We start from the raw sequence: 26702 nt of genomic DNA, 5'->3' as shown, positions 1-26702 counted from the left end.
TGTAGTTTGCCACCGACCGCGCATCCCGGGCCAATCGCCCAGGCCGGTCGGCGTGTCGGGCCGATGTGAGATCGACTACCGATCCGTCGAGTCATCGCCGCCGGTCATGCCGGTCGGCTGTTGCCGGCGATCATGTCGACGAGGGTGTCGGTGAGGTCTTCGGCGGAGACGCCTCCCCACTTCGGGTCGGTGAGCTGGCCGCTGGCCGCCAGGCCGGCGATCCCGTTCGCGCTGCTGATGAGCAGGGCCGCGTAGCGGCGGGCGTCCGGCTCGCCGACCAGGTCGGCGACGACGGCCAGGAACTCGGTCTGGCTGCGCTGGGCGGCGCGGGCGAGCGCCGTGGGGTCGCCGGGCGGGTTGCTGAACATGAGCTGGTACAGGTGCGGCTGAAAGCGGCCGATGTCGATGAGCGCGAGGAGACCGCTGCGCATCTTCTCGGCGGCCGACAGGCCCGGTTGCGCGCGAAGGACCTGCATGCGGTCTCCGAGGCTGTCCCAGGCCCGGGTCCCGACCGCGATCAGCAGGCTCTCCTTGTCGAGGAAGTGCCGGTAGGGCGCTCCGCGACTCACTCCGGCGCGCGCCCCCACGGCGCGCAACGTCACGGCGTCGAGGCCACCGGAATCCAGCAGCTCGGCGGCCGCATCGAGCAGGGCGCGGCGGGTGGCGGCTGCTGACTCGGCACGGCTGGTCACGCGGAAGATGCTAGCCCACTTGTGATGACTAAGTCACTTGAACCAGTTGACGCTGTCATCTCAGTACTGCACACTCAAGAGATGACATCGTCAACTGAAACTCGGGAACTTGTGGTCGTGACCGGAGCGTCGGCCGGCATCGGCGCGGCCACCGCACGGGAACTGGCTCGGCGCGGCTTCCACGTCCTCGCCGGCGTACGGCGCGACAGCGACCGGACACCCCTGCAGGCCAGGGACATCGAGCCGGTGATCCTCGACATCACCGACGCCGGCCACGTCGCCGCGCTCGCCGCCCGGGTCGAGCGGGATCCGCGGCCGCTGCGGGCGCTGGTCAACAACGCCGGCGTCCCTGGCGCCGGCCCGGTCGAAGTGATGCCGCTCAGCGAGTGGCGGCGGATCTTCGAGGTGAACCTCTTCGGCCACGTCGCCGTCACCCAGGCCCTGCTTCCCGCGCTGCTACGTGGCAACGGGCGCGTGGTCAACATCAGTTCCCTCAACGGGAAGATCTCCATGGCCGGCTACGGACCGTACGCGGCCAGCAAGTTCGCGATGGAGGCGACGAGCGACGCGCTGCGCAACGAGCTGGCCCCCCACGGTGTGCAGGTGGTGGTGGTCGAACCGGGCGGCGTCCAGACCGAGATGTCCCGCGCCGGCCTGGCCGCCCTCACCCGTCTCGGCGACGGGATGGCGCCCGAGCAGCACGCGCGCTACGGCGCTCTGATGCGGGCGATACCCGCCCACGTGGCGGCGTTCACCAAGGCCGGCGTGACCGCCGACGTCGCCGCGCGGAGGATCGCCAAGGCGGTCACCGACCGCAGGCCCCGCACCCGATACACCATCGGCGCGACGGCTGCCTTCCTCATCCGGGCTTCCCGCATCCTTCCCGACCGGATGCTCGACCGGATGACCACCTCCGACCTCCGCAGGCACTACCCGACCGACGACCGCGGCCGGACGACCCCCCGGGTTCCGATCCGGGGCGCGTAACGGCGTCAGACGGAACGGCGCCCGCCGGGTGTGAACCCCGGCGGGCGCCGCAATCGTCGGTCGGTGTCGGTCAGCGGCCTCCGCCGGTGCCGATCTGCTCCCGCTCCGGGCGCTCCTGCACCGGCGGGTGACCGGGCGAGGTGGGCGCCTCGGCGGGCCGCTCGATCGGGTAGAAGAAGCCCTTGATGGCCGGTCCGAGCGCGCCGAGCCGGTTCATCTTCTTCGGCACCACCCAGCCGGCGTAGTCCAGCTCGCCGTGGCCGTGCCCGTCGGCGGCGCCGAGCGGCTGGTGGACCTCCTCGTACCGGCCGTCGGGCAGCCGGCGGATGATGCCGGTCTCCACGCCGTGCGCGAGCACCTCCCGGTCGTGCTGCTGCAGCCCCAGGCAGATCCGGTAGGTCAGGTAGTACGCCAGCGGCGGCAGGATGATCAGGCCGATCCGGCCCGCCCAGGTCATCGCGTTCAGGCTGATGTAGAACTTGTCCGCGATCACGTCGTTGGCGCCGGAGAGGGTGAGCACCACCCAGAAGGTCAGAGCCATCGCGCCGAGACCGGTCCGGTTCGGTACGTCCCGGGGGCGCTGCAGCAGGTTGTGCCGGGCCTTGTCCTTGGTCAGCCGGGCCTCGATGAACGGATAGAAGATCGGCAGCATCGTCAGGATGCCGGGTAGCACCACGGTCGGCCAGAACAGCGGCGGTATGACGTACCCGTCGCCGATCGGGATGGTGATCTCCCAGTCCGGCATCAGCCGGGTCGAGCCGTCCAGGAACATCACGTACCAGTCCGGCTGGCTGGCCGCCGAGACCACCGCGGCCTCGTACGGGCCGAACAGCCAGATCGGGTTGATCTGGAACAGGCCGGCCAGCAGCGCGATCACGCCGAAGACGACCATGAAGAAGCCGCCCTGCTTGATCGCGTACCGGGGGAACATCCGCTCGCCCACGACGTTGTCGTTGGTCCGCCCCGGCCCCGGCCACTGGGTGTGCTTCTGCTTGAAGACCAGGCCCAGGTGGACGCTGATCAGCGCCACCAGCAGGCCGGGGATGAGCAGCACGTGGGCGATGTAGAAGCGGCTGAGGATGATCTCGCCGGGGAACTCGCCGCCGAAGATCGACGAGGTGACCCAGGAGCCGATCACCGGGATGGAGAGCATGATCGCCGAGGCGATCCGCAGGCCGGTGCCGGAGAGTCCGTCGTCGGGGAGCGAGTAGCCGGTGAAGCCGGCCAGGAAGCCGACCCAGAACAGCAGCGAGCCGATGATCCAGTTCAGCTCCCGCGGCTTGCGGAACGCGCCGGTGAAGAACACCCGCATCATGTGCACCACGATCGCGGCCATGAACAGCAGCGCCGCCCAGTGGTGCATCTGCCGCATGATCAGGCCGCCGCGAACGTCGAACGAGATGTCCAGCGCGGTCGCGTACGCGGCGGACATGTGGGTGCCGCGCAGCGGGGCGTAGCTGCCCTCGTAGGTGACCTCCTGCAACGACGGGTCGAAGAAGAAGGTCAGGAAGACGCCGGTGAGCAGCAGCACGATGAACGAGAAGAGCGCGATCTCACCGAGCAGGAACGACCAGTGGTCCGGGAAGACCTTGTTGAGCAGCTTGCGCAGTGGGGTGGCGACCTGGAACCGGTCGTCGACCTCCCCGGCGGCCTTGCCCGGTACTGCCGCTACGTCTAGCTTGCGCCGTTTCATGGCCGCTCCCAGAAATCTGGCCCGACGAGCTCCTGGTAATCGGAGCGTGCCACGAAGAAGCCCTCCCCATCCACCGTGATGGGCAACTGGGGGAGGGCCCGGCTGGCGGGTCCGAAGATGGGCCGGGCGTTGTTGGTGATCAGGAACTGCGACTGGTGGCAGGGGCAGAGCAGCCGGTTGGTCTGCCGCTCGTAGAGGCTGGCCGGGCAGCCGGCGTGCGTGCAGATCTTCGAGAAGGCGATGTAGTTGCCCCACATGTAGTCGGACTTCCCCTCCCGCTCGCCGGCCTCCTGGGCCGCCCGGGCGTCCTCCTCCCGCAGGTGGATCAGGAGGGTGGGGGAGTCGGCGTAGCGGTTCAGGGCGCCGACGAAGTGGTCGTCCTCGAAGAGGCTGGGAAACACCGTGAGCTGGCCGCCGACGCTGACGTCCTCGGGCCGGATCGGGGTGCCGTCCTCGTGCGCGAGCCGGACCAGGCCGCCGTCCTCGGCCGGCGCCCAGCCGGTGGTGAACATCCGGTTGTTCTTGTGCGGGTCGGTGATCAACCCGCCGATCAGCGGAGCCGCGGCGACGGCGCCGACCGGTGCCAGCCCGGCCAGCAGCGAGACGCCCAGCAGCGGCCGCCGCTTCACCCCGAGTTCGTCGGCCATGTAGGCCAGCGTGCCGCCGGTGATCTTCCGGTCGTCGGCGCTGGAGGCGCCGTCGTGCCGGTCCTGGATCGACACCTCCTTGGGCAGCAGCTTCTTGCCCCAGGTCAGGATGCCGAAGCCGATGCCGAGCAGGGCGACGCCGAGCGAGATGCCCAGCAGCGGGGTGTAGTACTTGCTGGCGCCGCTACCGGACTCGTACTCCCACGGCCACCAGATGTAGACCGCCAGGAAGACCGTGGCGGCCAACCCGGTGAGCAGGAAGAACGTCGCCACGACCCGGGTCAGCCGACGCTCGGCCTTGGTGCCGGGCACCGGGAACGGCGGCTCGTAGTGGACGATCTCGATGTCGTCGCGGCGGGCCCCCTCCCGGACGATGTCGAACCGGGATGTCTTCGGGTCGTGGATGTCGACCTCGGGGGCCTTGTGTGCGGTTGTCGCGTCGCTCATGACTTCCCCGCAATCCAGAGGCTGGCGAAGACCAGCGCCACGATGCCGACCAGGAAGATCGCCAGGCCCTCGGTGGAGGGGCCGTAGCGGCCGAGGTTGAACAGGCCGCCGGGGTCCCGGTCGTTCTTGAGGCCGTCCTGGATGAAGGCGATCACGTCGGCCTTCTGCTCCGGCGTGAGCTGGTTGTCGCCGAACACCGGCATGTTCTGCGGGCCGGTCAGCATCGCCGCGTAGATCTGCCGGTCGGTGGCCGGGCCGAGACCGGGGGCGTACTTGCCGGAGGAGAGCGCGCCGCCGCCGCCGCTGAACGCGTGGCAGGACGAGCAGTTGATCCGGAACAGCCGGCCGCCCTCGGCGATGTCGCCGCCGGCGGCGACCTCCCCGGCGGGCACCTGCGGGCCGCCGCCGAGCTCCTGGATGTACTGGCCGAGCTGGCGGGTCTCCTCGTCGGAGAAGACCGGCGGCTTCCGCTCGGCCTGTGCCTCCTGCCGGGCCATCGGCATCCGGCCGGTACCCACCTGGAACTCCACCGAGGCGGCCCCGACGCCGATCAGGCTCGGTCCGCGTCCCTCGACGCCCTGCGCGTTGCGGCCGTGACATGAGATGCAGCTCACGTCGAACAGTGCCTTGCCGTCGGCGGCGGCGCCGGTGAACTGCGGCGTGTCCTGGGCCGACAGGCTGGGCGCGAAGACGGTGTACGCGCCACCGGCCAGGAAGAGCGCCAGGGTGAGGCGTACCGCGGCGCCCAGTCGGCGCCGGCCCCGCCCGCGCGGCGTGGAGCGCGCCCGGCGCAACCGCGCGAGCAGCCCGCGCCGGCGACCGCCCGCGTTGGGGGTGTCAGAAGTCATGGCCAGTGTCCTTAACGGTTTCTCGACCTTGTCTCAGGGACGGGATGGCGGCGTGATTCATGACAGCCGCCCTGATCGCCGGAGCCGGCTGGATGATCATTGGAGCCAGTAGATCATGCCGTAGAGGGCGATCCAGACGACGTCGACGAAGTGCCAGTAGTACGACACGACGATGGCCGCGGTGGCCTGGGCCGGGGTGAACCGGCCCATCGTCGTACGGATCATGAAGATGATGAAGGCGATCAGGCCACCGGTGACGTGCAGCGCGTGGAAGCCGGTGGTGAGGTAGAACACCGAGCCGTAGCCGTCTGCGTTGATCTTGATGCCCTCGTGCACCAGCGTGCGGTACTCCCACATCTGGCCGAGCACGAAGATCAGCCCCATCACGAAGGTGATCGTGAACCAGCGCCGCAGCGCGTGCACGTCGCCCTTCTCCGCGGCGAAGACCCCGAGCTGGCAGGTCACCGAGGAGAGCACCAGGATCGTGGTGAAGGTCGTGGCGTACGGGATGTTCAGGTGCGGCGTGTGCTCCTCCCACATGCTGTAGTCGGCAGCGCGGATCGAGAAGTACATGGCGAACAGCGCCGCGAAGAACATCAGTTCGCTGGAGAGCCAGACGATCGTGCCGACGCTGACCATGTTCGGTCGCGTCAGCGAGTGGATCCGGCTCTTGTCAATGGCTGGGGCCGCAGTCACGCGGTCATTATTGCCCCCGAGCAGCATCGGCGATCGTCGGGGTACCACAACTACGCCCGGTCGTGGGTCGCCGTCACCCGCCCGGTTCGCCTGGCCTAGCCTGAAAAGCGTGCTCGCCGTCGATCCGACCACCACCCCACCGCCGTTCACCGTCGCCCGGGTCTTCACCGAGACCGGCCTGGACACCTGGCTGGCCGTGGTGCTGGTGGTCGCCGCCGCCGGCTACCTCTACGGGGTGCACCGGCTGCGGCTGCGCGGCGACCGCTGGCCGGTGAGCCGGACCGTGCTCTTCATCGGGCCGGGGCTGGGCTCGATCGCGGCGGTCACGGTGAGCGGGCTGCACGCCTACGACACCGCCCTGTTGTCGGTGCACATGGTCCAGCACATGGTGCTCTCCATGATCGCGCCGATCTTCCTGGCCCTCGGCGCGCCGGTGACGCTGGCGCTGCGGACGCTGCCCGCCGCGCCGCGCCGGCGGCTGCTGGCCGTGGTGCACAGCCGGCCGGCCCGGGTGCTCAGCAACCCGCTGTTCGCGTTCGGCATCTTCGTGGCCAACCCGTTCGTGCTCTACTTCACCGGGCTCTACCGGCTGACCCTGGAGAACGTGCTGGCGCACGAGCTGGTGCACGCCCACTTCATCCTCACCGGCTGTCTGTTCTTCTGGCCGCTGGTCGGCCACGACCCGCTGCCCGGCCGGTGGCCGTACCCGGCCCGGGCGCTGCTGATGGTGCTCTCCGTGCCGTTCCACACGGTGCTCGGGTTGACCGTGATGCAGAGCGCCACCCTCTTCGGCGGGGACTGGTACCCCTCGCTCGGGCTGACCTGGGCCGACCCGTGGGCCGACCAGAAGGTCGCCGGCGGCATCCTCTGGGCCGGCGGCGAGTTCGTCAGCGTGACCATGCTGGCGGTGCTGGTGGTGCAGTGGATGCGCCAGTCCGAGCGGGAGGCCCGGCGGGTGGATCGCGAGCTGGACCGCCAGGAGGCCCGCGACCGCGCCGCCGGCTCCGTCGCCTGACAACCACCATCGGGTACGCCGACAGCCTCCGAACCTCACCCGACCGGTACGATCGGCGGGCAGCTACGAGGTGGGAGTCCGCGACCGATGACCGACCGTCTTTACACCGTCCTGCTCTACAGCGACGACCCGCAGGTGCGTGACCGGATGCGGCTCGCCGTGGGCACCCGCCCGGCGGCCGACCTGACGGTCGAGTTCCTCGACGCGGCCAGCTACGACGAGTGCGTCCGGCTGGTCGACGAGTACGAGGTCGACCTGATGCTGCTCGACGGCGAGGCCACCCCGGCCGGTGGGATCGGGATCGCCCGCCAGGTCAAGGACGACTTCGACGACCCGCCGCCGACCTGCGTGGTGATCGGCCGCGCGGCCGACCGCTGGCTGGCCGCGTACGCCCAGGTCGACGCCACCCTGCAGCACCCGCTGGACCCGGTGACCGCCGGGCAGACGGTCGCCGGGCTGCTGCGCGCCCGCGCCGCCGCCTGATCCGCCGCCACCACACGCCGCTTCCACCGCCACCTCGGGAGGCCCGACATGGGCGAACGGACCTGGTCGAACCTGCTGGCCGCGCTGCTGCGCGCCGAGGAGCTCAGCACCGAGGACACCGCCTGGGCGATGGGCGAGATCATGGCGGGTTCCGCGACGCCCGCCCAGATCGCCGGCTTCGCCATCGCGCTGCGGGCCAAGGGTGAGACCTCCAGGGAACTGGCCGGCCTGGTCCACGCCATGCTGGCCAGCGCCGTACCGGTGGAGCTGCCGGCCGGGCTGCGGGAGCGCGCCGTCGACATCGTCGGCACCGGTGGCGACCGGGCCCACACCGTGAACATCTCCACCATGACGGCGATGGTGGTGGCCGGCGCCGGGGTGCCGGTGGTCAAGCACGGCAACCGGGCGGCCTCGTCGTCCTGCGGCGCGGCCGACCTGCTGGAGTTCCTGGGCGTGCCGCTGGACCTGGGGCCGGACGGGGTGGCCCGGTGCGTCGCCGAGGCCGGCATCGGGTTCTGCTTCGCGGCCCGGTTCCACCCCGGGATGCGGCACGCCGGCGTGACCCGGCGGGAGATCGGCGTGCCGACCGCGTTCAACTTCCTCGGTCCGCTGACCAACCCGGCGCGACCGCGCTCCGGCGCGGTGGGCTGCTTCGACAAGCGGATGGCGCCGGTGATGGCGGGGGTCTTCGCCGCGCGCGGCGACACGGTGCTGGTGCTGCGCGGCGAGGACGGGCTGGACGAGTTCAGCACCGCCGCGCCGACCCGGGTCTGGCTGGCCCGCGACGACCGGGTCGAGGAGTCGGTGCTGGACGCCACGGAACTCGGCGTACGCCGGTCGGTTCCGGGTGACCTGCGCGGCGGCGACGCGGCGTTCAACGCCGACGTGACCCGCCGCCTGCTGGCCGGCGAGACCGGACCGGTGCGCGACGCGGTCGTGGTGAACGCGGCCGCCGCACTGCTGGCACACGGTGGGGCCAAGGGCGACCTGCTCGCCGGGCTACGGGCCAACCTGGACCGGGCGGCCGAGGCGATCGACTCCGGCGCCGCGGCCCGGGTCCTCGACCGCTGGGTGGCGGAGGCCGGGGCGGCCAAAGCGGCCGAACAGCCCGGATAGCGGACGCAGGCCCCGAACCCGACATCGAGGTCGTCGGCTCCGGCCTGGTCGACGCGTCGGCTTTGGTTGGCAGCCGACTGGCGGTGGCCGGCGTGCTCGGCGGTCGATGGGGTACCCGAGCGGTCCATCGACCGTGAGGGAGGGACCGAGGATGCTGTCCGTCAAACGCTTGGCGATGATCGCCGGCCTGGTCGTGGTGGGCCTGGCGCCGGCCGGCGCGGCGACCGCCGCGCCCTCGGCGCAGGACACCCAGTTCCTGCAGGGGATCCATCGGGCGAATCTGGTGGAGATCTCCGCCGGGAAGATGGCCCAGCAGAAGGGGGCCAACCAGCAGGTCAAGGAGCTGGGCGAGATGCTGGTGACGGATCACACGAAACTGGATGAGACCGTCAAGAGCACCGCGTCCTCGGTGGGGGTGACCCTGCCGGACAAGCCGACCAACGATCAGCAGGCCGTTCTGAACCACCTGAAGGGTCTCAACGGCAGCGCCTTCGACAACCAGTGGGTGTCGGTGGAACTGGTCGCCCATATGCGGGCGATCGAGCTGGCCGAGACCGAGGTGGCGCAGGGCTCCGACCCGGCCGTGGTTCAGGTGGCACAGAACGCCCTGCCGGTCCTGCAGGAGCACTACCAGGAGCTGGTGAACCTGGCCGAGACGTTGGGCGTGCCGATCCCGGAGGAGAGCGGTACCCCGACCCCGGGCAGCAGCTCGGGTCGGCCGAGTCCCGCCACCTCCGGCCCGTCCAGCCCGGGCCGCCGCTGACCCGGTAGTGGGCCGGCCGGATTCGGGTTCCGGTCCGACCGGCCGACCGGGTCACCCCGGTGCCGCCGTCCCCTCGGGGTCGGCGGCACCGCCGTACCCGGGCAGGTCGGCGGCGAAGGCGGCCACCCGCTCGGCGAGCGGGGCGCTGGCGCGTACCCAGGTGAAGTGGTCCATCGGTCGGCCGGCCTGCGCCGCGGTGTAGTGCTCGCGGCGCACGGGCGCCGCGGTCAGCTTGCCGCACAGGTCGTCAAGCAGCCCCGGCGGGGTGTGCCGGTCGCCCGCCACACTCACCGCGAGCACCGGAGTCCGGACCGTCCGCACCGCGGCCTCGGCGTCGACCGTGCCGATGGTCGGGAACCGGCCGGTCCGACCGGTGTACGCCCAGTCCCGGATCACCCCGCGGGCCTGCCGGCCGCCGAACCCCCAGCCGGGCCAGTACCCGAGGAGGCCGGCCGCCGCGTGCAGGCCCTGGGTGAACGGCAGCACCAGCAGCCGGAGCCGACCCCGGTACGACCGCCAGTACGGCAGCCCGACCGCCACCAGGACCAGGCCGGCCACCGACTCATCCCCGGTGCCGGCCAGATGCAGCAACGCGGCCTGCCCACCGAGCGAGTGGCCGAGCAGCAGCCGGGGCCGCCCGGTGGCCCAGCCGGTCAGGTGCTCCTGCACCGCGCCGATGTCGTCGGTCAGTTCGGCGTAGCCGTACCGGGTGCGGCGGCCCGGCGTGGGGGTGCTGGTGCCGGTACCGCGCAGGTCGGCCACGGCGACGGCCAGGCCGGCCGCGCGCAGCGCCGCCGCGAGCGGCCGGTAGTAGCTGGCCCGGACCCCCATGGCCGGCCAGATCACCACCACCGGCCCGCCGGTCACACCGGCCGGCTCCGGGTAGATCTGCACGCCGATCCGGTTGCCGTCCGGGCGGTCGACGAATTCCTGGCGGGGCGGCGGGTCCGGCGCCCGGTGGTCGGCCGGCGGTCGCTGGCCCGGGAGAGCGGTCACCGGACCAGGGTACGGGTCTGTCGTTACCGACTGGTAAGCGTGATCCGACCGATCGCCGGTCAGTCCGCGTCGGCCAGGCCGATCGAGAATGCCTCCTCCAGGTCGTGCTGGGAGTAGGCGCGGAAGGCGATGTGCGACTCGGTGTTGAGGACCCCCGGGACCTTCGAGATCCGGCCGGCGATCACCTCGGCGATCTGCTCGAACTCGCGGACCCGGACCATCGCGATCAGATCGACGTGGCCGGCCACCGAGTAGACCTCGCTGACTCCGGGTAGGGCGGCCAGCGCCTCGGCCACCTCGGGGATGGCGTCGGTGGCGCAGTCGATCAGGACGATGGCGGTGATCACCTGGGGCTCCTCTCGGCCGGCGACGTGCTCATCGTAGGCATTACCCGGGTCGGCCCGCCGGAACGCCAGCCGGGACGGTGAGGTCCGACCCGACCCGGATCGCGTCGGCCAGCCGCTCGCCCTCGCCCACCGTCGCGCCCGGCCAGATCACGCAGCGGCGGACGCTGCCCCGGACCACCGCGCCGGCTCCGACCACCGCCTCCCGGCAGGAGCCGGTGACCGTTGCCGTCGGATCGATGAGATTGCCGGCGTCAACCGCTGGATCTGACGCGCCGTTTGCGGCGGCGGGCGGCTCGGCGGGTCGCGGGCTGCTTGCGGTGACCTGCGGGTCGGCAGGTGGCGCGCTCCTGGCGGCGGCGTGCAGGTTGGCGGCGAGGTAGTCGGCCGGGGTGCCGGTGTCCAGGTAGGTGCCGTCGTACCGGATCACCGTCAGGTCACCCGCCGCCTCGGCGGCCCGCCAGACCGGGCGGACCAGTTCGGCGTGCGCGACCGGCAGATCCCGCACGTAGCGCCAGGGCAGCAGGGAGAACCCGGCGAACCGGCGGCCGCTGAACCCGCCGCGTTCGGCCGGGTCGGCCATCGGCTGGCCGAGCAGCCGGACGGTGCGCCGGTCCCAGCCGGCCAGCAGCGCGGCGATGTCCGGCCCCGGCCCCAGGGTGGGGTGGGCCAGGTAGGCGTCGGCGTTGCCGACCAGCACGCCGCGCCCGTCGATCCAGTCCCGCAGGTTGGCGATCCCACCGGCCGTGCCGAGCGGGTCGCCCGGCTCGACTGAGAGGTGGGCCCGTCCGCCGACGTGCCGGACCACCTGGTCACCCAGGTAGCAGGCGTTCACCGCGACCCGGGCCGGCCGGTCGAAGCCGAGCGCGGCCAGCCGGGCGAGCGCGCGGTCCAGCAGCGCGACGTTACCCACCGGGCAGAGCGCCTTGGGCAGATGTTCGGTGAGTGGCCGCAGCCGCCGTCCCTCGCCGGCGGCGAGCACCACCGCGCAGACGTCGGCCGGCGCGACGGCGGCTTCAAGGCCGGCCGTCGGACCGGCGGCGACATGATGGCCGGTCATCCGGCGGGTGGCGGTGCGGGGGCGTCACCGGCCAGCGGGCCGATCCCGTAGTAGGCAAGCAGCCGGGCGGTCGGACCGCTCAACCGGGGAAGCTGGTCCAGCGGGTGCCAGACCGCCTCCCAGACCTCGGCGCCGTCGACCGCCAGCGGGGTGGTCGAGGCCGGCACCCGCGCCTCGAAGACGCAGTCGACCCAGCCCTTGGCGTGCACCACGGCGTTCGGGACCGCCGGCACCAGCTCCTCCGGGGGCACCGAGATGCCGGTCTCCTCGCGCAGCTCACGGGCCGCGCCGACGGCCGGGGCCTCCCGACGCCGCAGCAGACCGGCCGGCAGGGTCCAGCTGCGGCCGGGCGGCTGGCGCAGCAGCAGCAGCCGTCCCGGCTCGGGCGCCTCGGTGTCCCGGACCAGGGTGACCGCGCCGACGATGTACTTGGGCACGATCATCCGGACCAGGCGTCTGCGGACCGAGTGCGGCAACCGGTAGAAGGTGCTGTATACGACAGCCCGGACCTTGGGGTGGCGGGTGATCACGAATCCAGGCTAGTTGGCGGAGGTCCGACGCGGGGCGGCCGGGGCACGCCCGACGGTCGGGTACCGGACGGGGTTCGGTTGGCGAACCGGCGTTCGTTCACTCCCGGTGATCGACGAGGGCGATCAACCGGTCCACCACCACGTCCGGGTCGATCGCCCGGTCGAAGACGGCGACCAGCAGCGTCTCCAGGTCGGGGTAGTCCAACTCCTCGGCGAGCTGGCGCAGCGGCAGGTCGCTGGCGAGGCCGCGATCATGCTTACGGAGGGTGAGGCTGATCGTCGCGCGACCGAGCCGGACCTTGTCCGCGATGGAGATGCCGGGCTCCTGGTGGTCGGCGAACCACCGGTTGATCTGCATCTGGGCGTGCGGTGACTTGACGAAGCTGAGCCACTCCCGGCGCGGACCGGGTGGCTCCAGGGCTGCGTCGAACTCGGCGTGCCCGTCCCGCTCGGTGAAGATCTCCACCACGTCGCCCTCGTCGAGTTCGGACGCCAGCGGGGCGAGCCGCCCGTTGATCTTCGCCGCCAGGCAGTGGTCGCCGTGGTGGTTGCTGAGCTCGTACGCGAGATCGACCGGAGTCGAGCCGGCCGGCAGCAGCACCGGGCGCCCCTCGGCGAAGACGGTGATCTGCGCCTCGGCCAGGTCGCAGCGCAGTGACTCCATGAACTGCGCGGAGTCCTGGGTCTCCGCCTCCCAGTCCAGCACCCGGCGCAGCCAGTCCAGATCGTCGGTCCTGGTGCCGGCCGTCGCCCCCGGCGTCGGGAAGCGGAAGGCCGCGGCGATGCCGTACTCCGCCGAGCGGTGCATCTCCCGGGTCCGGATCAGCACCTCCACCGTGCGGTCGCCCGGACCCGTCACGGTGGTGTGCAGCGAACGGTAGAGATTGTTCTTGGGCGAGGCGATGAAGTCCTTGAACCGGCCGGCGGCCGGGCGCCAGAGCTGGTGGATGGCGCCGAGGGCGGCGTAACAGTCGGTGTCCGGCCCGTTGACGACGATCGCGATGCGGGGCAGGTCGAACGGGCGGCTGTGCTGGCCGGCGACCGTGTCCTTCCAGATCGAGTAGAGGTGCCGGGGCCGGGGGGAGACCACCGCCTCGACCCGGTCCCGGCGCAGCGCGGCCCGGGCCTGGGCGACCACGTTCGTCAGGTAGTCGGCCCACTGCGGACGGGTGCGGACGTGCTCGGCGATCCGGTCGTACTCCTCGGGGTGCAGGTGCATCAGCACCACGTCGTCCAGCTCGCGCTTGAGCGCCTGGATGCCGAGCCGGTCGCAGAGCGGCACCAGCACCTCCTCGGTGGCGCGGGCGATCCGGGCCCGGGAGGCGGGCGAGCGTACGCCGAGGGTGCGCATGTTGTGCAGCCGGTCGGCCAGCTTGATGATCAGCACCCGGACGTCCTTGCCGGCCGCGATGATCATCTTACGGATCGTCTCCGCCTCCGCGGCCTTGCCGTAGAACGCCTTGTCGAACTTGGTCACGCCGTCGACCAGGTGGGCCACCTCGGGGCCGAAGTCGTCGTGCAGTGCCTGCAGGGTGTAGCTGGTGTCCTCGACCGTGTCGTGCAGCAGCGCCGCCACCAGCGTGGTGGTGTCCATCCCCAACTCGGCGCAGATCTGCGCCACCGCCAGCGGATGGGTGATGTACGGCTCACCGCTCTTGCGGTACTGCCCCCGGTGCATGTTCTCCGCGATGGTGTAGCCCCGGCGGAGCACCGCCACGTCGGCACTCGGGTGGATCGTCCGATGTGCCCGCGTCAGTCGGGTGACCGGGTCGACGTCCCCCGACGACCAGGACAGCAGCGCGCGCAACCGCTGGCTGAGCGGCATCTCGGCTGGCAGGGAGCTTCCGAGGGCGGCGCCGTGACCGGCGTCGAGGTCCACGGGGAGACACCTCCTCGACCAGCTCCCGAGCCGCCGCGGAACCGCGGGCGGCAGTGAGCACAGGCCACGAAAACGGGCATGACTGCACTTCTCTAACAGAGTAAGCGAGCATGCGTAGTCCGAATGGTCAGTTGCTCATGGGCGTTCGGTCGATACTTGCGCGGATGTTGCTGCCTCGGCCTTGGCGAGCAGGTCACGGAACCGGGCCGCGCCACGGACCGGCGACGCCCAACCGGCCGTGGTCTCGACCAGCCGGGTGTCGGGTCGCTCCAGCCAGGACAGGATCCGTTCGGACTCCTCGGCCGAGGCGCTCGGCACCGGCCCGAAGCCGGACACGACCGTCTCGGCGGTGGCCTTCACCAGGTCGAGCATCGGCCGGGGATGCACCCCCGGCGGCGAGACCCCGGCGCTGGCCAGCCGACCGTGTCGGACCACCACGAGCTCCCAACCGCCGGCCGCCGACCGGCGGGCGGCCACCAGCTCGGCGATCCGGGTCAGACCGGCGAGCCGCTGCATCCGCACGGTCGCCCGCAGCACCGCGACCAGCCGGCTGCGGACCACCGCCGCCTCCTCGTACCGGCCGGCGGTGGCGAGGGCCTCCATCCTGGCCCGCAGACCGTCCACCACCACCTGCGGATCGTCCACCATGGCGGTGCGGAACGGGTCGGCGGCGCGGCGGGCGTACTCGGCCGGGGAGATCCGGTGTTCGCAGGGGGCGTCGCAGCGGCCCAGCTCGGCCAGGGCGCAGGCCGGCACCGTGCTGCGGGCGGTCAGCTTGTGGGTGCACTGGCGCAGCGGCATCGTGTCGTGCAGCCCCGCCGCGGCCAGCTCCGCCACCCGTCGGGAGCTGAACGGTCCGAGGTACGCCTCGTCGTCCGGGTTCAGCGCCCGGACCACCGACAGCCGCGGGTAGAGCTCGGTGGTGAGCTTCAGCCAGATCATCCGCTCCGGGAACTTCGACCGCCGGTTGTACGGCGGCGCGTGCGCGGCGATCAATCGCAGCTCGCGCACCTCGGCCTCCAGCGTGTGGGCGCACTCGACCGCCTCCACCCGCTCGGCCGCCGCCAGCATCTCCGAGATCCGGGCCCGCTTCTCGGCCGCGGTGAAGTAGCTGCGGACCCGGGTGGCGATGTCGCCGGAGGTGCCGACATACAGCGCCCGGTCGTCGGCGGCCCGGAAGATGTAGACCCCCGGCACCCGGGGCAGCCCCTCGGCGAGGTGCCGCTTGCGGCGCTGGGTGGGGCTGACCGCCTTGGCGAACTCGATCGTCTCGCCCAGCGTGTGCACCCGGTGACCGCCCAGCCGGGCGATCAGCCCGTGCAGCACCTCGACGGTGGCCAGGGCGTCGTCGAGCGCCCGGTGGGTGGGGCGGTGGGTGGTCCGGAAGAAGGCCGCCAGGGTGCCCAGCTTGCGGTTGGGCACCTCGTCGCGGGTGAGCACCCGGCGGGCCAACGCGGCGGTGTCCAGCACCCGGGGCGCCGGCCAGGGATAACCGTGCCGGGCGCAGGCCGCCTTCAGAAAACCGACGTCGTACGGAGCGTTGTGCGCGACCAGCACCGCGCCCCGGATGAACTCCAGGAAGCTCGGCAGGACCTCCTCGATCGGCGGAGCCGGCGTCAACATCGCCTGGGTGATGCCGGTCAGCACGGTGATGAAGGGCGGAATCGGGGTGCCCGGGTTGACCAGGGTGGCCAGGGTGCCCAGCGGTTCGCCGCCGCGGACCTTCACCGCGCCGATCTCGGTGATGCCGCCGCCGTCCGGCGCCCCGCCGGTGGTCTCCAGGTCGACCACGACGAAGGTGGTCCGGTAGAGCGGCAGGGCGGCCAGCGCGGCCCGGTCGTCGTCGGCCGGCTCGCCCGCGTCGAACCCGGCCAGCACCTCCTGCACGAATCGAGGTGCCTCCTGCTGTGTCACGGCGGTGACCCTACGGCCCGGGTACGACACTCCTGCCCCATCCGTCCCACCTGCACTATCAGGCGCAGAACTGGGGAGTGGCCGGAATCGGGCGACCGTCCGGACGGATCGTGACGGCCGATCAACCACGAGAGATCGTCTGAGTCGTCGGGCGGCGGGGGCCGTTGCGGTGGGAGACTGGCACTATGCCCCTCAGCGATCCGTCCGACCGCCGTCTCCGGCAGGAGGCGGCCGGAGCTGTGCGGGACGGTGGTGCCGACGGGGGCGAAGCGGCGCGGCTGGACCGCGTACCCGAGCCGGGACCGTCACCCGCTCCGGAGCTGGAGTCCGGTCCGGAGCTGGAGTCAGGTCCGGGGCCGTCGGCCGGCGCGGGGCCAGGATCCGGCGCGGAGCCGGCGGCCGGTCCGGACGCCGAGTCTGAGCCGGAGGTGGAGCCGGCGTTGCCGGAGCCGGTCCGGGTTCGGATCATCACGCTCGCCGCGGCGGCGCTGCCGGCGCTGCCGCCGGACGAGGTACCGGTGCCGTTGCGCCGGGTGGCCCGGTTCGCACCGAACCGGCGGGGCCGGCTCGGCGCACCGATGATCGCCACCCAGCTCGCCACGGACACCCTGTTCCGGCAGCGGGTGAGCGGCCGGGTACTGGCCGAGGCGGGCGAGTTGGGCGCCGCGGTCGTCGAGGGGAACCCGCCGGCCGCCGCGGACCCGGTCGAGGTGGCGGCGCTGGCCTACCTGTCCCGCCCGGCGGGCTGGCGGGACCTGGTCGAGGCCGCCGGCGCGGCGGTCCGGGCCGAGGCGGAGAGCGCCGCCGTCACCGAGCTGGTCCGCGACGCCGAGCAGCGGGTCGCCCGCGCCGAGCACGACCGGGCGGTGGCCCGGGTCGAGGCGGAGAAGCTCCGCGACGAGCTGGGCCGGGTCCGCGAGGAGCTGGGGCAGTTGCGGGAGGAGAGCCGGCAACTGGCCCGTTCGCTGCGGGAGACCCAGGCCCGCGAGCGCAAGGCGGCCGAGATGCTGGCCACCGAGAAGGGCCGGGCGGCCCGGGCCAACGCCGACCACGACGCCGAGCTGCGCCGGCTGCGGGCCAAGCTCGCCGAGGCCGAGGCGACCGCCGGGGCGGCCCGCAACACCGCCCGGGAGGCCCGGTCGGTCGACGACGCCCGGCTCTGGCTGCTGCTGGAGACGATCGGCCAGGCCGCCGTCGGGCTGCGCCGGGAGCTGGCCCTCGACCCGGCCGAGCGGCTGCCGGCCGACTACGTCGCGGACGCGTTCGCCGACTCGCCGAACCGGGTGGCCGCCGCCCGCGCCCTGGACACCGACGACCCGGCCCGCCTCGACGAGCTGCTCGCCCTGCCCCGGGCCCACCTGGTGGTGGACGGCTACAACGTGACCAAGCGGGGCTTCGGCGAGATGTCGCTGGAGCAGCAGCGCAAACGCCTGATCACCGGCCTGGGCGGGATCGCCGCGCAGACCGGCGACGAGGTCACCGTGGTCTTCGACGGCGCCGACCGGATGCACGGCCTGCCGCCGGCCCCGCGCGGGGTGCGGGTGCTCTTCTCCCGCAAGGGGGAGACCGCCGACGAGCTGATCCGCCGGCTGGTCCGGGCCGAGCCGCCGGGCCGGCCGATCGTGGTGGTCTCCTCCGACCGGGAGGTCGCCGACGGGGTACGCCGGCACGGCGCCTACCCGCTCGGTGCCGACTCACTGCTACGCCGGCTGTCCCGCTCCTGACCGGGCTGCGATGTTCGGCGACGGGTCGCCGGGTCACCGCGCGGGTGCGCTGAGCGGCGCGAACTTGATCGCTTCGCCCGGCCTGGCGGAATTTGTCGTACCCCCGTTCTAGCGTCGATGTGACCGACGGTGGCCGGGTCGCGACGGTGCTGCGAGAGGCGGCGGCGGGCCGGTGCCGACGCGCTGAGGAGGAGCGAGCATGCTCATCGACTGCGAGACCTGCACCGCCCGGGGGAGTGCTGCGGCCTGTTCCGGCTGCCTGGTCGCCCTGCTGGACCAGCCCGACCGGCCGGCCGGGCTCACCCCGGCCGAGCAGCGGGCGATCGAGGTCTTCGCCCGGGCCGGCTTCGACGTCGAGGTGATCGAGGAGCCGGCGACCGCGCCGGTCCGGCTGGCGTCGCGTGCCCGCCGCCGCCGGGTGGCCTGACCGAACCTCCTCGTCCTGTCGCATTTGCTCGTGGTCGAAACGAGGAGAACGGCTGACCCGAGGAGGATGGCTGGAACGTGGCGTTTCGTCCGCTCCGGCCGGGGGCGAGGCATTATCGATGACATGTCATCTCGTGTCTCGCTCGCGGAGAAGCCGACGTTGGTCGGCGAGTCGGTCGTGCTGCGGCCCGTGCGCGCGGCCGACGCGGCGGGGCTCGCGGCGTTGCACCCGGAAACCATCCGGCTGACCGGCACCCACCGGATCCACAGCATCGAGGTGTTGGAGCGCTGGTACGACTCCCGCGCCGGCCTCGACGACCGGCTGGACCTGGCGATCGTCGAACCGGACCGCGACGTGTGGATCGGCGAGGTGGTGCTCACCGAACTGGACCCGTACAACCTCTCCTGCGGGTTCCGGATCATGCTGGCCGGGCCGGAGTTCTACGGTCGCGGGTACGGCACCGAGGCGACCCGGCTGATGCTCGGCCACGCCTTCGACACCGTCGGGCTGCACCGGATCGAGCTGGAGGTGTACGCCTTCAACCCGCGCGCCCGGCACGTCTACGAGAAGGTCGGCTTCCGGTACGAGGGGACCCGCCGGCAGGCCCTGCGCTGGGAGGGGGAATGGGTCGACGCCCACGTCATGGCCATCCTCGGTGATGACTGGGCCGACCACCGGGGCCACCCCGCGGGCTGACCCACCGCGGCGGCGAAGGATTTTTCGCTTGACAAGCTGTCGGGCCAAATTGACACTGAATTCACGAGACAGTCTGTCCGTCGAAAAGAGGTCCCGTCATGACTGTTGCGCCTCCTGGTGCGGGCTAACCCGCGCAGGTCGCCGTCGTCGGCGCCGGACCGGCGGGTCTCTTCGCCGCGCTCACCCTGGCCCGCCAGGGCGTCCACGTTCTCCTCCTGGACAAGCGTGGAGCCCCCTCCGCGCTGCCGCGGGCCGTCGGGATCAGCCTCCGCCAGATGGAACTCCTGCGGGCCTGGGGCCTGGAGGACGCCGTGCGCGCCGGTGGCGCCGACGTCGAACTGGCGATTCTCGAAACCGTGACCGCGGCCGCCGCCGGGGCAGGTGTCCGCCGCGAGATGAACACGCCCAGCCTGGCCCAGAGCCGCGTGGTGAGCCCGACCAGTTCAGCTCGGGTGCCTCAGGACCACCTGGAGGGAGTCCTGCAGGAAGCCCTGATCGCCATGCCGACGGTCCAGCTGCGACGCGGTGTCGAGGTCACCGGTCTGGCGCCGACCCCTGATGGCGTACGCCTGCGGACGCGGACCACCGACGGGACGGAATCGTCGGTCCGGGCGGCCTATGTCGTCGCGGCGGACGGTGCCCACAGCGCCGTACGGCGCACGCTGGGCATCGCCATGGTCGGACCCGATGACGCGATGGCGGGCCTGAGCGTCGAGCTCCGGGCTCCATTGTGGGAGGTGCTCGGTGAGCACCGTTTCGCGTTGTACACGGTCACCCATCCCGACGGCGAGGGAGTGCTGATCCCGACCGGCGACGGTGACCGCTGGCAGTACGGCATCGTGACCTCCGGCGACGACGTGGCACACCTCGACGACCCTCGGCCGCTCCAGGCCCGGGTGCGCGCCGCCAGCGGCGTTCCCGACCTGCCCGTGGAGATCGTCCGTACGCACCGTTTCACCTCCGCCGCCCAGATCGCCGACCGCTTCTCCCTCGGCCGGGTGTTCCTGGTCGGCGACGCCGCTCATCGGGTGACGCCGCGCGGCGGCAACGGGCTGGCAATGGCGGTACGGGACGGCTTCGACCTCGGTTGGCGGCTCACCTGGGTGTTGCGCGGCTGGGCACCCGAATCGTTCCTGGGCGACTACGAGCAGGAGGCCCGCGCGTTGGTCGCCGACAGCGTGGCCCGCGCCGAGGCGCCGATCGGCCGGTGTCGATCGGTCATCTCCGAGATGCAGCATGACCTCGGCGGCCGGATCGCCCACGCGTGGGTCCGGCCCGGCACCTCGACGCTGGATCTGGTCGGGCCCGGACTGACGTTGATGACCGCCGGGCCGAGCGACGTCTGGCGTTCGGCAGCCGAGACCCTCGACGTACCGGGTCTCGTCCCGGTCGCGGTGGTATCACTTCCCCAACCGACGGCCCACGCGCTCGGCCTTCGCGGCCCGCGCAGCGCACTACTGGTCAGGCCCGACGGCGTACCGGTCGCGACCTGGTGGACGGTGACCGAACCTGTCCGCGAGCTCGAACGGACGGTGGCCATCGCGTCGGGCCGTGATCAGCAGGAGGTCCGGCGATGAACACCGTGTTGCGACCGCTCACGCTGTCGGAGGGCCGCTTGCTGCGCGACGATGTTCGCGGCTTCACCTCGGTCACCGGCCTGGCCGTGGCCGAGGGCTACCTCGACTTTCCGGGAGCGCTCGACCGGTTGGTCGCCGCGCTCGAATCCGGGATGCCGCCGCGCTGGTGGAGTCACCAGGTGATCGACCCGGGCATCGCGACGCTTGTCGGACTGGGCGGCTACAAGGGTGAACCGCGCAACGGTACGGTCGAGATCGGCTACAGCGTGGCGCCGGACCACCGCGGCCTCGGGCACGCCACCCGGGCGGTGGCCAGCCTGCTGCGCGGGGCGGCCGACGCCGGCGTCCACCACGCGCTCGCGCACACCAGGGCGGAGCCGAATCCGTCCACGCGCGTCCTGGAGCGCAGCGGGTTCGACCGGACCGCGACGCTCCCGGACGCCCAGCTGGGCCAGATCTGGCGCTGGCACCGTCACCTCGGGGCCGACTTCCGGTCCGGCACGGATCAGCGGCCGGCATCCCGGTCGGACAGCCCGTCCGACCGACGAGGAGGGATCTGATGACGTCATCGGTCGTCCACCCCGGCGAGGGCCGCCGGGGCGACCTGGGTCCGATCACCGTGGACTTCAAACTCTGGGGCGCCGACACCGGCGGGGCCCTGGCGATCGTCGAGCACGGATTTCCGCCGGGCGCCCTCGTGCCGCCGCACGTCCATACCCGGGAGGACGAGTTCTCGATCGTGACCAGTGGCCTGATCGGCTTCCGCTCCGGAGAGCGGGAGGTCGTCCTTGGGCCGGGCGGCTACCTGACCAAGCCACGCGGCGAGGCCCACGCCATGTGGAACGCCGGCTCGGAGCCCGCACGCATGATCGAGGTGATCAGCCCCGCCGGGTTCGAACTGTTCTTCCGCGCCGTCGTCGACCTGTTGGAGTCCGGCGACGCCGACCCGGAGCGCGGTGCGGCCCTCGCCACCGACTACGGGCTGACGTTCGTCGACACCCCGTGGCTGGCCGACGTCGTACGCCGATTCGGGCTCAAAGCCTCCTGACGCCGGGGCTCGACGCCCTCCTGGTGCCGGGCTCAGCGCTTTTGCCGCTTAGCGCCTCCGCGCGCTGGGATCAGCCGTTCTCACGCCGGGCCACCCGTTCCCGGGGGCGGCCCTCGTCGGCCCGGGACCGCTTCGGCTCGGGCTTCGGGCGGCATACCGTCCGGTCGGCCATCATCACCAGCGTCTCGATCGCCTCGTCGACCGTGAGACCACGGCCGGTGACCAGCAGGTCGAGGCTCTCGAAGCTGGTCAGCACCCACAGCGTGTCGGCGGCCTGCTCCACGCTGAGGCCATCGCGCAGGGCGCCCTCGTGTTCCAGATGCGCGGCGAGGTTCTCCATGCCGGCCCGCCGGTCCTTCTCCATGTGCCGCACCGCACCGCCCGCCGACTCGGGGTCCAGCCGATCCATGGCGTGCAACACCCGGTAGATCGCGAGTTCCCGTCCCTTCATCCGGCTGGCCGCGGCGATGCCCTCCCGCAGATGCTCACGTGCGTCGTCCGAGGCCACGGCCCGACCGAGCTCGCTGAGCCCGGTACGCTCCCAGAGATCGACCACGAACGCGTCGAACAGACCCGCCCGCGAGCCGAAGTCCGCGTAGATGGTCGACCGCGACACCTTCGCCAGCCGCGCCACCTGTTCGAGACTCGGCTGTTCGGTCGGAACCTCGCGTAGGCGCCGCCCGACCGCGTCGAGGATCCGCCGCCTCGTCTCCTGGGCGGCCTCCGCGCGGAGCACCTGTTCGTATCTGCGGGTCGCCATCGCCCCGTCCTCCCGCGCTTTCGCACCCGACCCATTTCGACGCACATATCGTACGTCGAAATGGGTTCAGCGGGACTTCGTGAGCCGGACGAACGCCTGCCAGGAGGTCGGGGTGAAGGTGAGGGTGGCGCCCGCGCGGTCCTTGGTGTCGCGGACCAGGACCCGGCCGGGCAGGTTGTCGGCCACCTCTACGCAGGACCCACCGTTGGTGCCGGAGCGGGTCGACGTCCGCCAGTTGGCGCCGGTCACGTCCATGACTTCACCGCTTCCTTGATCAGGTCGAGAGACTGGCGTCGTGGCAGCGCCTCGCCGACTATGTCGTCCCACGTTTCCTGGAGGGTAGCAATGTCGTGGACGCCATTCACGACCTGCGCTTTGACCTGGTGGTCCTGGTGGGCAATCATCGTGCCCTCCTGCAGCGTCAGGGTGATGAAACCACCCTGCAGGCCAGGGTAGAGGCCGACCTCGGCGGGGACGATCAGGATCCGCACGTCTGGCAGCTCCGCGCAAGTGGCCAGGTGTTCGAGCTGCTCCGCCATCATGGCCCGGTCGCCGCCGAACGTCCGCCGCAGTACCGCCTCGTCGAGCACCGCGACGAAGTGCGGCGGCTTCTCGGCGCGCAGGATCGCCTGACGGTCCAGCCGGGACGCCACCCGCTTCTCGGCCTGGTCCGGGGCGAATCTTCCGCCGGCCAGCAGCGTGGCCCGGGCGTACGCCTCGGTCTGTAGTAGACCCGGCACGAACGATGGCTCGTACCAGCGGATCGAGCGGGCCTGGCGCTCCAGCTCGATCCACTCGTGCAGCCAGACCGGCGCCAGCTCCAGGCTTGTCACCTTCTTGAACAGGCGGGTGTAGAAGCCGCCGGTCTGCAGCGCCCGGTCGACCGCCTCGACGTACTCGACGGTCACCGGTCGGCCGCCGGTCTCGACCGCGCTGACGTGCGAACCCGAGTATTTGATGAGCTTGCCGAACTCCTCCTGGCTCAGATCGCGGGTCACCCGAGCCGCCCGCAACTCGGCCACCAGGAACTCCGTAAGCGTCTCCACGTCGCTGCCCAACCTCTCCCCAACGTCGTCAGGGTGTCGCCCGCGCCCCGCCGGAGCCACCCATCCGGACCGGTCGACTACCCCCTGTTCCGTTTCGCCTTCCGACAGTAGGCGAGTCCACACCAGAGTGTCACTAGCGGAACCGCTCGGATCCACGCCGGCAACCGGACGGGCGGAACCGCGCGGGGGACCGGCGCCCGCCCCCTACCCGGCGCCGGTCCCTCGCTTCCAGCCCACCGGAGGGAGCCAGCAGACGATGAGACGCAAGCCGAAGCCCGTACCGATGGCACCGACCCACCGCCGTTACTGGTCACGTTGGGGACGGTGGTGCCGGTGCGGGCTGCGCTGGCCGTGCCCCGACCGGCCGGCGGCCGGGCTGACGCCGCCGTACCCGATGGCGGGATTCGCCGAGCCGTCGCCCCCGCCGACCAGGCCGCGGCCGATCAACCGGGGTCCGCACTTCGACGACCGGTCGATCCCGCCGTCGAGGTGGTCCGGCCAGTGACCGGCGCGCACCGGCCACGGCGGCCGCTCTGGCTCTGCCGGGACTGCGCCCAGCCGTGGCCGTGCGCCGACGCCCGGCGGATCCTGCTTCACGAGCACGCCGCCGACCGCAGCGCACTGCGGATCAACCTCGCGACGTCGATGCACGAGGCGGTCCGGGACCTGCTCACCCTCAACCCGCACGAGGCACCCACCCCCGCCGAACTCTGGACCCGCTTCCTGGCCTGGACCGCACCCGCCCGCCGGTCCGACCCCACCGACGGCGGACGTCACCCCAGGACGTAGGTCTCGTTGCATGGCCGAAGCGCGCGGGCGTGGTCATAGGATGGCCGCGCGGCGGTGGCCATCGGTGGTGCCGGCGGTGGAGGAGGGAACGGATGACCCACCGGACCTGGGCCCTGGTGACGCTCGCCGGGCTGGCGGTCGCGCTGGTCGTGGTGGCTGCGCTGCTGGTGCCCTGGCAGCGGCCACCGGCGCCGCGTAGCGACCAGCTCGCCGCGCTGGGCGACCTGCCGGCGGCCGAGGTCGAACGGGCCAGGGAGTTCCGGTCCGCGCTGCGCCCCGGCTCGTACGGCTCGCTGGTGCTCGGCCTGGTCGTCGCGCTGCTGCTCGGGCTCACCCCGCTCGGCGCCCGGCTGATCGAGCTGGCCGGCCGGCCGTTCGGTGACCACTGGATCGCCCAGGCCGCCGTCGGCGGGCTCGCCGTCGTACTCGTCGCCGACCTGGTCACGCTGCCGCTGGCCGCCTGGCGGCACACCGTGCTCACCCGGTACGGGCTGGCCACCCAGGGCTGGGGCGGCTGGACCGTCGACCTGCTCAAGTCGTACGCGGTCAGCGCGGTGATCGGGGCGGTCGCGCTGGTCGGCTTCTACACCGTGATCCGGCTGGCGCCGCGCTGGTGGTGGGCGTTCGGGGCGGCCGGCGCCGCCGCGCTCGTGGTGTTGCTGTCGTTCGTCCTGCCGGTGTTGGTGGAGCCGGTCTTCAACCGGTTCACCCCGATGGAGCAGGGGCCGCTGCGGACCGAGCTGATGGCGCTCGCGCAGCGCGACGGCGTACCGGTGCGGGACGTGCTGGTCGCCGACGCGTCCCGGCGGACCCGGGCGGTCAATGCGTACGTCTCCGGGTTCGGGCCGACCCGGCGGATCGTGGTCTACGACAACCTGCTGCGGGAGGCGCCGCCGGCCGAGGTGGCCGCCGTCGTCGCCCACGAACTCGGCCACGCCAAGGACCGCGACGTGCTGGCCGGCACCCTGACCGGGGCGCTCGGCGCCGGCTCGGCGGTGGTCGCGCTCTACCTGCTCGGCTCCTGGGGTGGGCTGCTGCGCCGGGCCGGCGTGGAGTCGATCGCCGAACCACGGGCGTTCCCGCTGCTGCTCGCGCTGGTCACCGTCGTGGGCCTGGCGACCGCGCCGGCCCAGGCGTTGATGTCGCGGCGGGTCGAGGCCCGGGCCGACGCGCACGCGCTCGCGCTGACCCGCGACCCGGCGGCCTTCGAGGCGATGCAGGCCCGGCTCGCCACCATCAACCTGTCCGATCCCGATCCGCCCCGCTGGGAGTACCTCTACTCCGCGTCGCACCCCTCCACGGTCGAGCGGATGGCCTTCGCCCGGGCCTGGGCGCGGACGGCCGGCCGATGAGCCGCACCCTGCTGGTCACCAACGACTTCCCGCCCCGGCCCGGCGGCATCCAGTCGTTCGTGCACAACCTGGCGCTGTGCCAGCCGGCCGGCTCGGTGGTGGTCTACGCCTCCACCTGGCACGGCGCCGCCAAGTTCGACGCCGAGCAGCCGTTCGAGGTGGTCCGGGAGCAGACCAAGGTGCTGCTGCCCACCCCGGCGGTCGCCCGCCGGGCCGCCGGGCTGGCCCGGTCGTACGGCTGCGACAGCGTCTGGTTCGGGGCCGCCGCGCCGCTCGGGCTGCTCGCCGCCGGGCTGCGGCGGCGGGCCGGCATCCGGCGGGCGGTCGCGCTGACCCACGGGCACGAGGTCGGCTGGGCGGCGCTGCCGGGCGCCCGGACCGCGCTGCGTCGCATCGCCGACGGCGTCGACGTGCTCACCTACCTGGGGGAGTACACCCGGGTCCGGCTCGCCGCGGCGGTCGGCGACCGGACCGACCTGCGCCGGCTGGCGCCCGGTGTGGACGTCGACACCTACCACCCGGGGGTGGACGCTGCGGCGGTCCGGGCCGCGCACGGCCTCGCCGACCGGCCGGTGATCGTCTGCGTCTCCCGGCTGGTGCCGCGCAAGGGGCAGGACCTGCTGATCCGGGCGCTGCCGGCGGTCCGGCGCCGGGTGCCCGGGGCGGCGCTGCTGGTGGTCGGCGGCGGGCCATACCGGGACCGGCTGGAGCGACTGGCCCGCGCGGCCGGGGTCACCGCGGACGTGGTCTTCACCGGCAGCGTCCCGACCGCCGACCTGCCCGCCCACTACGCGGCCGGCGACGTGTACGCGATGCCGTGCCGCACCCGCAACCGGGGCCTGGACGTGGAAGGGTTGGGCATCGTCTACCTGGAGGCGTCCGCGACCGGCCTGCCGGTGATCGCCGGCGACTCCGGCGGCGCCCCGGACGCCGTCCGGCAGGGCGAGACCGGGTACGTCGTCGGCGGGCGCGATGTGGCCGGGCTGACCGACCGGCTGGTCGAGCTGCTCACCGACCGGGACCTGGCCCGCCGGATGGGTGCGGCCGGCCGGGCCTGGGTGGAGCGGGAGTGGCGCTGGCAGACCCAGGCCGACCGGCTCCGGTCGCTGCTCGAAGGCAACCCGGGCAACGGCGTGCCGAACCCGGAAGGCATTGACGCTTTGTAGTAGCAAG

Annotated in this window: 27 protein-coding genes and 1 pseudogene; 14 read left to right on the top strand and 14 right to left on the bottom strand. The window is 72.4% G+C overall.

Translation table 11 applies throughout. From position 1 onward, the window contains the following. Positions 1–104: 104 nt before the first annotated feature. Positions 105–692 carry a TetR/AcrR family transcriptional regulator gene (locus O7627_RS23540; RefSeq protein WP_278095657.1) on the bottom strand — a complete coding sequence of 196 codons (588 nt, stop codon included), beginning with the start codon at positions 690–692 and terminating at the stop codon, positions 105–107. A 117-nt stretch (positions 693–809) separates the two neighbouring features. On the opposite strand from O7627_RS23540, the gene O7627_RS23535 reads away from it, so the two are divergent. Continuing rightward, on the top strand, positions 810–1679 hold the full coding sequence (locus tag O7627_RS23535) for an SDR family oxidoreductase (RefSeq protein WP_278095656.1): 870 nt from the start codon (positions 810–812) through the stop codon (positions 1677–1679). Between the two features lie 70 nt (positions 1680–1749). Here O7627_RS23535 and O7627_RS23530 read toward each other — a convergent pair whose 3' ends face one another. The 4 genes from O7627_RS23530 to O7627_RS23515 form a co-directional block, all read right to left on the bottom strand. Further along, positions 1750–3372, bottom strand: a complete 1623-nt coding sequence (locus O7627_RS23530; protein WP_278095655.1) for a ubiquinol-cytochrome c reductase cytochrome b subunit — start codon at positions 3370–3372, stop codon at positions 1750–1752. Next, on the bottom strand, positions 3369–4466 hold the full coding sequence (locus O7627_RS23525) for a Rieske 2Fe-2S domain-containing protein (protein WP_278095654.1): 1098 nt from the start codon (positions 4464–4466) through the stop codon (positions 3369–3371). The genes O7627_RS23530 and O7627_RS23525 overlap by 4 nt, the downstream gene beginning before the upstream one ends. Next, positions 4463–5314 carry a cytochrome c gene (locus O7627_RS23520; RefSeq protein ID WP_278095653.1) on the bottom strand — a complete coding sequence of 284 codons (852 nt, stop codon included), beginning with the start codon at positions 5312–5314 and terminating at the stop codon, positions 4463–4465. Before O7627_RS23520 ends, O7627_RS23525 begins: the two co-directional genes overlap by 4 nt. A 96-nt stretch (positions 5315–5410) precedes the next feature. Next, entirely contained in the window at positions 5411–6010 is a 600-nt protein-coding gene (locus O7627_RS23515; RefSeq protein WP_278095652.1) for a heme-copper oxidase subunit III, read from the bottom strand. A 109-nt stretch (positions 6011–6119) separates the two neighbouring features. Between O7627_RS23515 and O7627_RS23510 the strand changes: the two genes are divergently transcribed. The 4 genes from O7627_RS23510 (at position 6120) to O7627_RS23495 (ending at position 9387) form a co-directional block, all read left to right on the top strand. Then, positions 6120–7025, top strand: coding sequence for a cytochrome c oxidase assembly protein (locus O7627_RS23510; RefSeq protein ID WP_278095651.1), 906 nt, complete (start codon positions 6120–6122; stop codon positions 7023–7025). 87 nt (positions 7026–7112) lie between these two features. Next, entirely contained in the window at positions 7113–7508 is a 396-nt protein-coding gene (locus O7627_RS23505; RefSeq protein WP_278095650.1) for a hypothetical protein, read from the top strand. 48 nt (positions 7509–7556) lie between these two features. Next, positions 7557–8624: an anthranilate phosphoribosyltransferase gene (trpD, locus tag O7627_RS23500; protein WP_278095649.1), complete on the top strand. Its 1068-nt coding sequence runs from the start codon at positions 7557–7559 to the stop codon at positions 8622–8624. A 151-nt stretch (positions 8625–8775) separates the two neighbouring features. Continuing rightward, positions 8776–9387, top strand: a complete 612-nt coding sequence (locus tag O7627_RS23495) for a DUF4142 domain-containing protein (RefSeq protein ID WP_278095648.1) — start codon at positions 8776–8778, stop codon at positions 9385–9387. Between the two features lie 51 nt (positions 9388–9438). Here the strand turns inward: O7627_RS23495 and O7627_RS23490 are convergent, their stop codons facing one another. From O7627_RS23490 to O7627_RS23465, 6 genes are all read right to left on the bottom strand, one after another. Beyond that, on the bottom strand, positions 9439–10383 hold the full coding sequence (locus tag O7627_RS23490) for an alpha/beta fold hydrolase (RefSeq protein ID WP_278095647.1): 945 nt from the start codon (positions 10381–10383) through the stop codon (positions 9439–9441). A 59-nt stretch (positions 10384–10442) separates the two neighbouring features. Further along, positions 10443–10730 (bottom strand): Lrp/AsnC ligand binding domain-containing protein, encoded by a 288-nt coding sequence (locus tag O7627_RS23485; RefSeq protein WP_278095646.1) that lies wholly within the window; start codon positions 10728–10730, stop codon positions 10443–10445. A gap of 40 nt (positions 10731–10770) precedes the next feature. Next, positions 10771–11787: a sugar phosphate nucleotidyltransferase gene (locus O7627_RS23480; protein ID WP_278095645.1), complete on the bottom strand. Its 1017-nt coding sequence runs from the start codon at positions 11785–11787 to the stop codon at positions 10771–10773. Further along, complete coding sequence (locus tag O7627_RS23475; protein ID WP_278098404.1) at positions 11784–12314, bottom strand: NUDIX domain-containing protein; 531 nt, start codon at positions 12312–12314, stop codon at positions 11784–11786. The genes O7627_RS23480 and O7627_RS23475 overlap by 4 nt, the downstream gene beginning before the upstream one ends. Before the next feature lie 100 nt (positions 12315–12414). Continuing rightward, a complete protein-coding gene (locus tag O7627_RS23470) occupies positions 12415–14196 on the bottom strand; it encodes a RelA/SpoT family protein (protein WP_278095644.1) in 1782 nt (593 codons plus the stop codon). A 135-nt stretch (positions 14197–14331) separates the two neighbouring features. Next, on the bottom strand, positions 14332–16110 hold the full coding sequence (locus O7627_RS23465) for a DEDD exonuclease domain-containing protein (RefSeq protein ID WP_278095643.1): 1779 nt from the start codon (positions 16108–16110) through the stop codon (positions 14332–14334). A gap of 185 nt (positions 16111–16295) precedes the next feature. Between O7627_RS23465 and O7627_RS23460 the strand changes: the two genes are divergently transcribed. From O7627_RS23460 to O7627_RS23435, 6 genes and pseudogenes are all read left to right on the top strand, one after another. Further along, positions 16296–17834: an NYN domain-containing protein gene (locus O7627_RS23460; protein ID WP_278095642.1), complete on the top strand. Its 1539-nt coding sequence runs from the start codon at positions 16296–16298 to the stop codon at positions 17832–17834. 199 nt (positions 17835–18033) lie between these two features. After that, on the top strand, positions 18034–18261 hold the full coding sequence (locus tag O7627_RS23455; protein ID WP_278095641.1) for a hypothetical protein: 228 nt from the start codon (positions 18034–18036) through the stop codon (positions 18259–18261). Between the two features lie 123 nt (positions 18262–18384). Continuing rightward, positions 18385–18957 (top strand): GNAT family protein, encoded by a 573-nt coding sequence (locus tag O7627_RS23450; protein WP_278095640.1) that lies wholly within the window; start codon positions 18385–18387, stop codon positions 18955–18957. A gap of 143 nt (positions 18958–19100) precedes the next feature. Continuing rightward, positions 19101–20534: pseudogene (locus O7627_RS23445) on the top strand (FAD-dependent monooxygenase); the annotation flags it as partial. Continuing rightward, complete coding sequence (locus tag O7627_RS23440) at positions 20531–21094, top strand: GNAT family protein (protein WP_278095639.1); 564 nt, start codon at positions 20531–20533, stop codon at positions 21092–21094. The pseudogene O7627_RS23445 and the gene O7627_RS23440, both read left to right, overlap by 4 nt. Then, the gene (locus tag O7627_RS23435) at positions 21094–21582 is read left to right on the top strand and encodes a cupin domain-containing protein (RefSeq protein WP_278095638.1); all 489 of its coding nucleotides are present in this window, start codon (positions 21094–21096) and stop codon (positions 21580–21582) included. Before O7627_RS23440 ends, O7627_RS23435 begins: the two co-directional genes overlap by 1 nt. 70 nt (positions 21583–21652) lie before the next feature. On the opposite strand, the gene O7627_RS23430 is transcribed toward O7627_RS23435, so the two are convergent. The 3 genes from O7627_RS23430 to O7627_RS23420 form a co-directional block, all read right to left on the bottom strand. Then, on the bottom strand, positions 21653–22342 hold the full coding sequence (locus O7627_RS23430; protein WP_278095637.1) for a TetR family transcriptional regulator: 690 nt from the start codon (positions 22340–22342) through the stop codon (positions 21653–21655). Between the two features lie 66 nt (positions 22343–22408). Then, positions 22409–22597 (bottom strand): DUF397 domain-containing protein, encoded by a 189-nt coding sequence (locus tag O7627_RS23425; protein WP_278095636.1) that lies wholly within the window; start codon positions 22595–22597, stop codon positions 22409–22411. Further along, a complete protein-coding gene (locus O7627_RS23420; protein WP_278095635.1) occupies positions 22588–23388 on the bottom strand; it encodes a helix-turn-helix transcriptional regulator in 801 nt (266 codons plus the stop codon). Before O7627_RS23420 ends, O7627_RS23425 begins: the two co-directional genes overlap by 10 nt. Before the next feature lie 501 nt (positions 23389–23889). Here O7627_RS23420 and O7627_RS23415 point away from each other — a divergent pair. The 3 genes from O7627_RS23415 (at position 23890) to O7627_RS23405 (ending at position 26695) form a co-directional block, all read left to right on the top strand. Continuing rightward, positions 23890–24177 carry a hypothetical protein gene (locus O7627_RS23415; protein WP_278098403.1) on the top strand — a complete coding sequence of 96 codons (288 nt, stop codon included), beginning with the start codon at positions 23890–23892 and terminating at the stop codon, positions 24175–24177. Positions 24178–24269: 92 nt separating this feature from the next. Next, complete coding sequence (locus O7627_RS23410) at positions 24270–25529, top strand: M48 family metallopeptidase (protein WP_278095634.1); 1260 nt, start codon at positions 24270–24272, stop codon at positions 25527–25529. After that, positions 25526–26695 carry a glycosyltransferase family 4 protein gene (locus O7627_RS23405; protein WP_278095633.1) on the top strand — a complete coding sequence of 390 codons (1170 nt, stop codon included), beginning with the start codon at positions 25526–25528 and terminating at the stop codon, positions 26693–26695. Before O7627_RS23410 ends, O7627_RS23405 begins: the two co-directional genes overlap by 4 nt. Positions 26696–26702: the final 7 nt, after the last annotated feature.

The organism is Solwaraspora sp. WMMD1047, assembly GCF_029626155.1.
In the GTDB taxonomy this organism is placed as follows: Bacteria; Actinomycetota; Actinomycetes; order Mycobacteriales; family Micromonosporaceae; genus WMMD1047.
The sequence above is the reverse complement of the archived record's forward strand: the minus strand, read 5'-3'. Positions and strand labels throughout refer to the sequence as shown.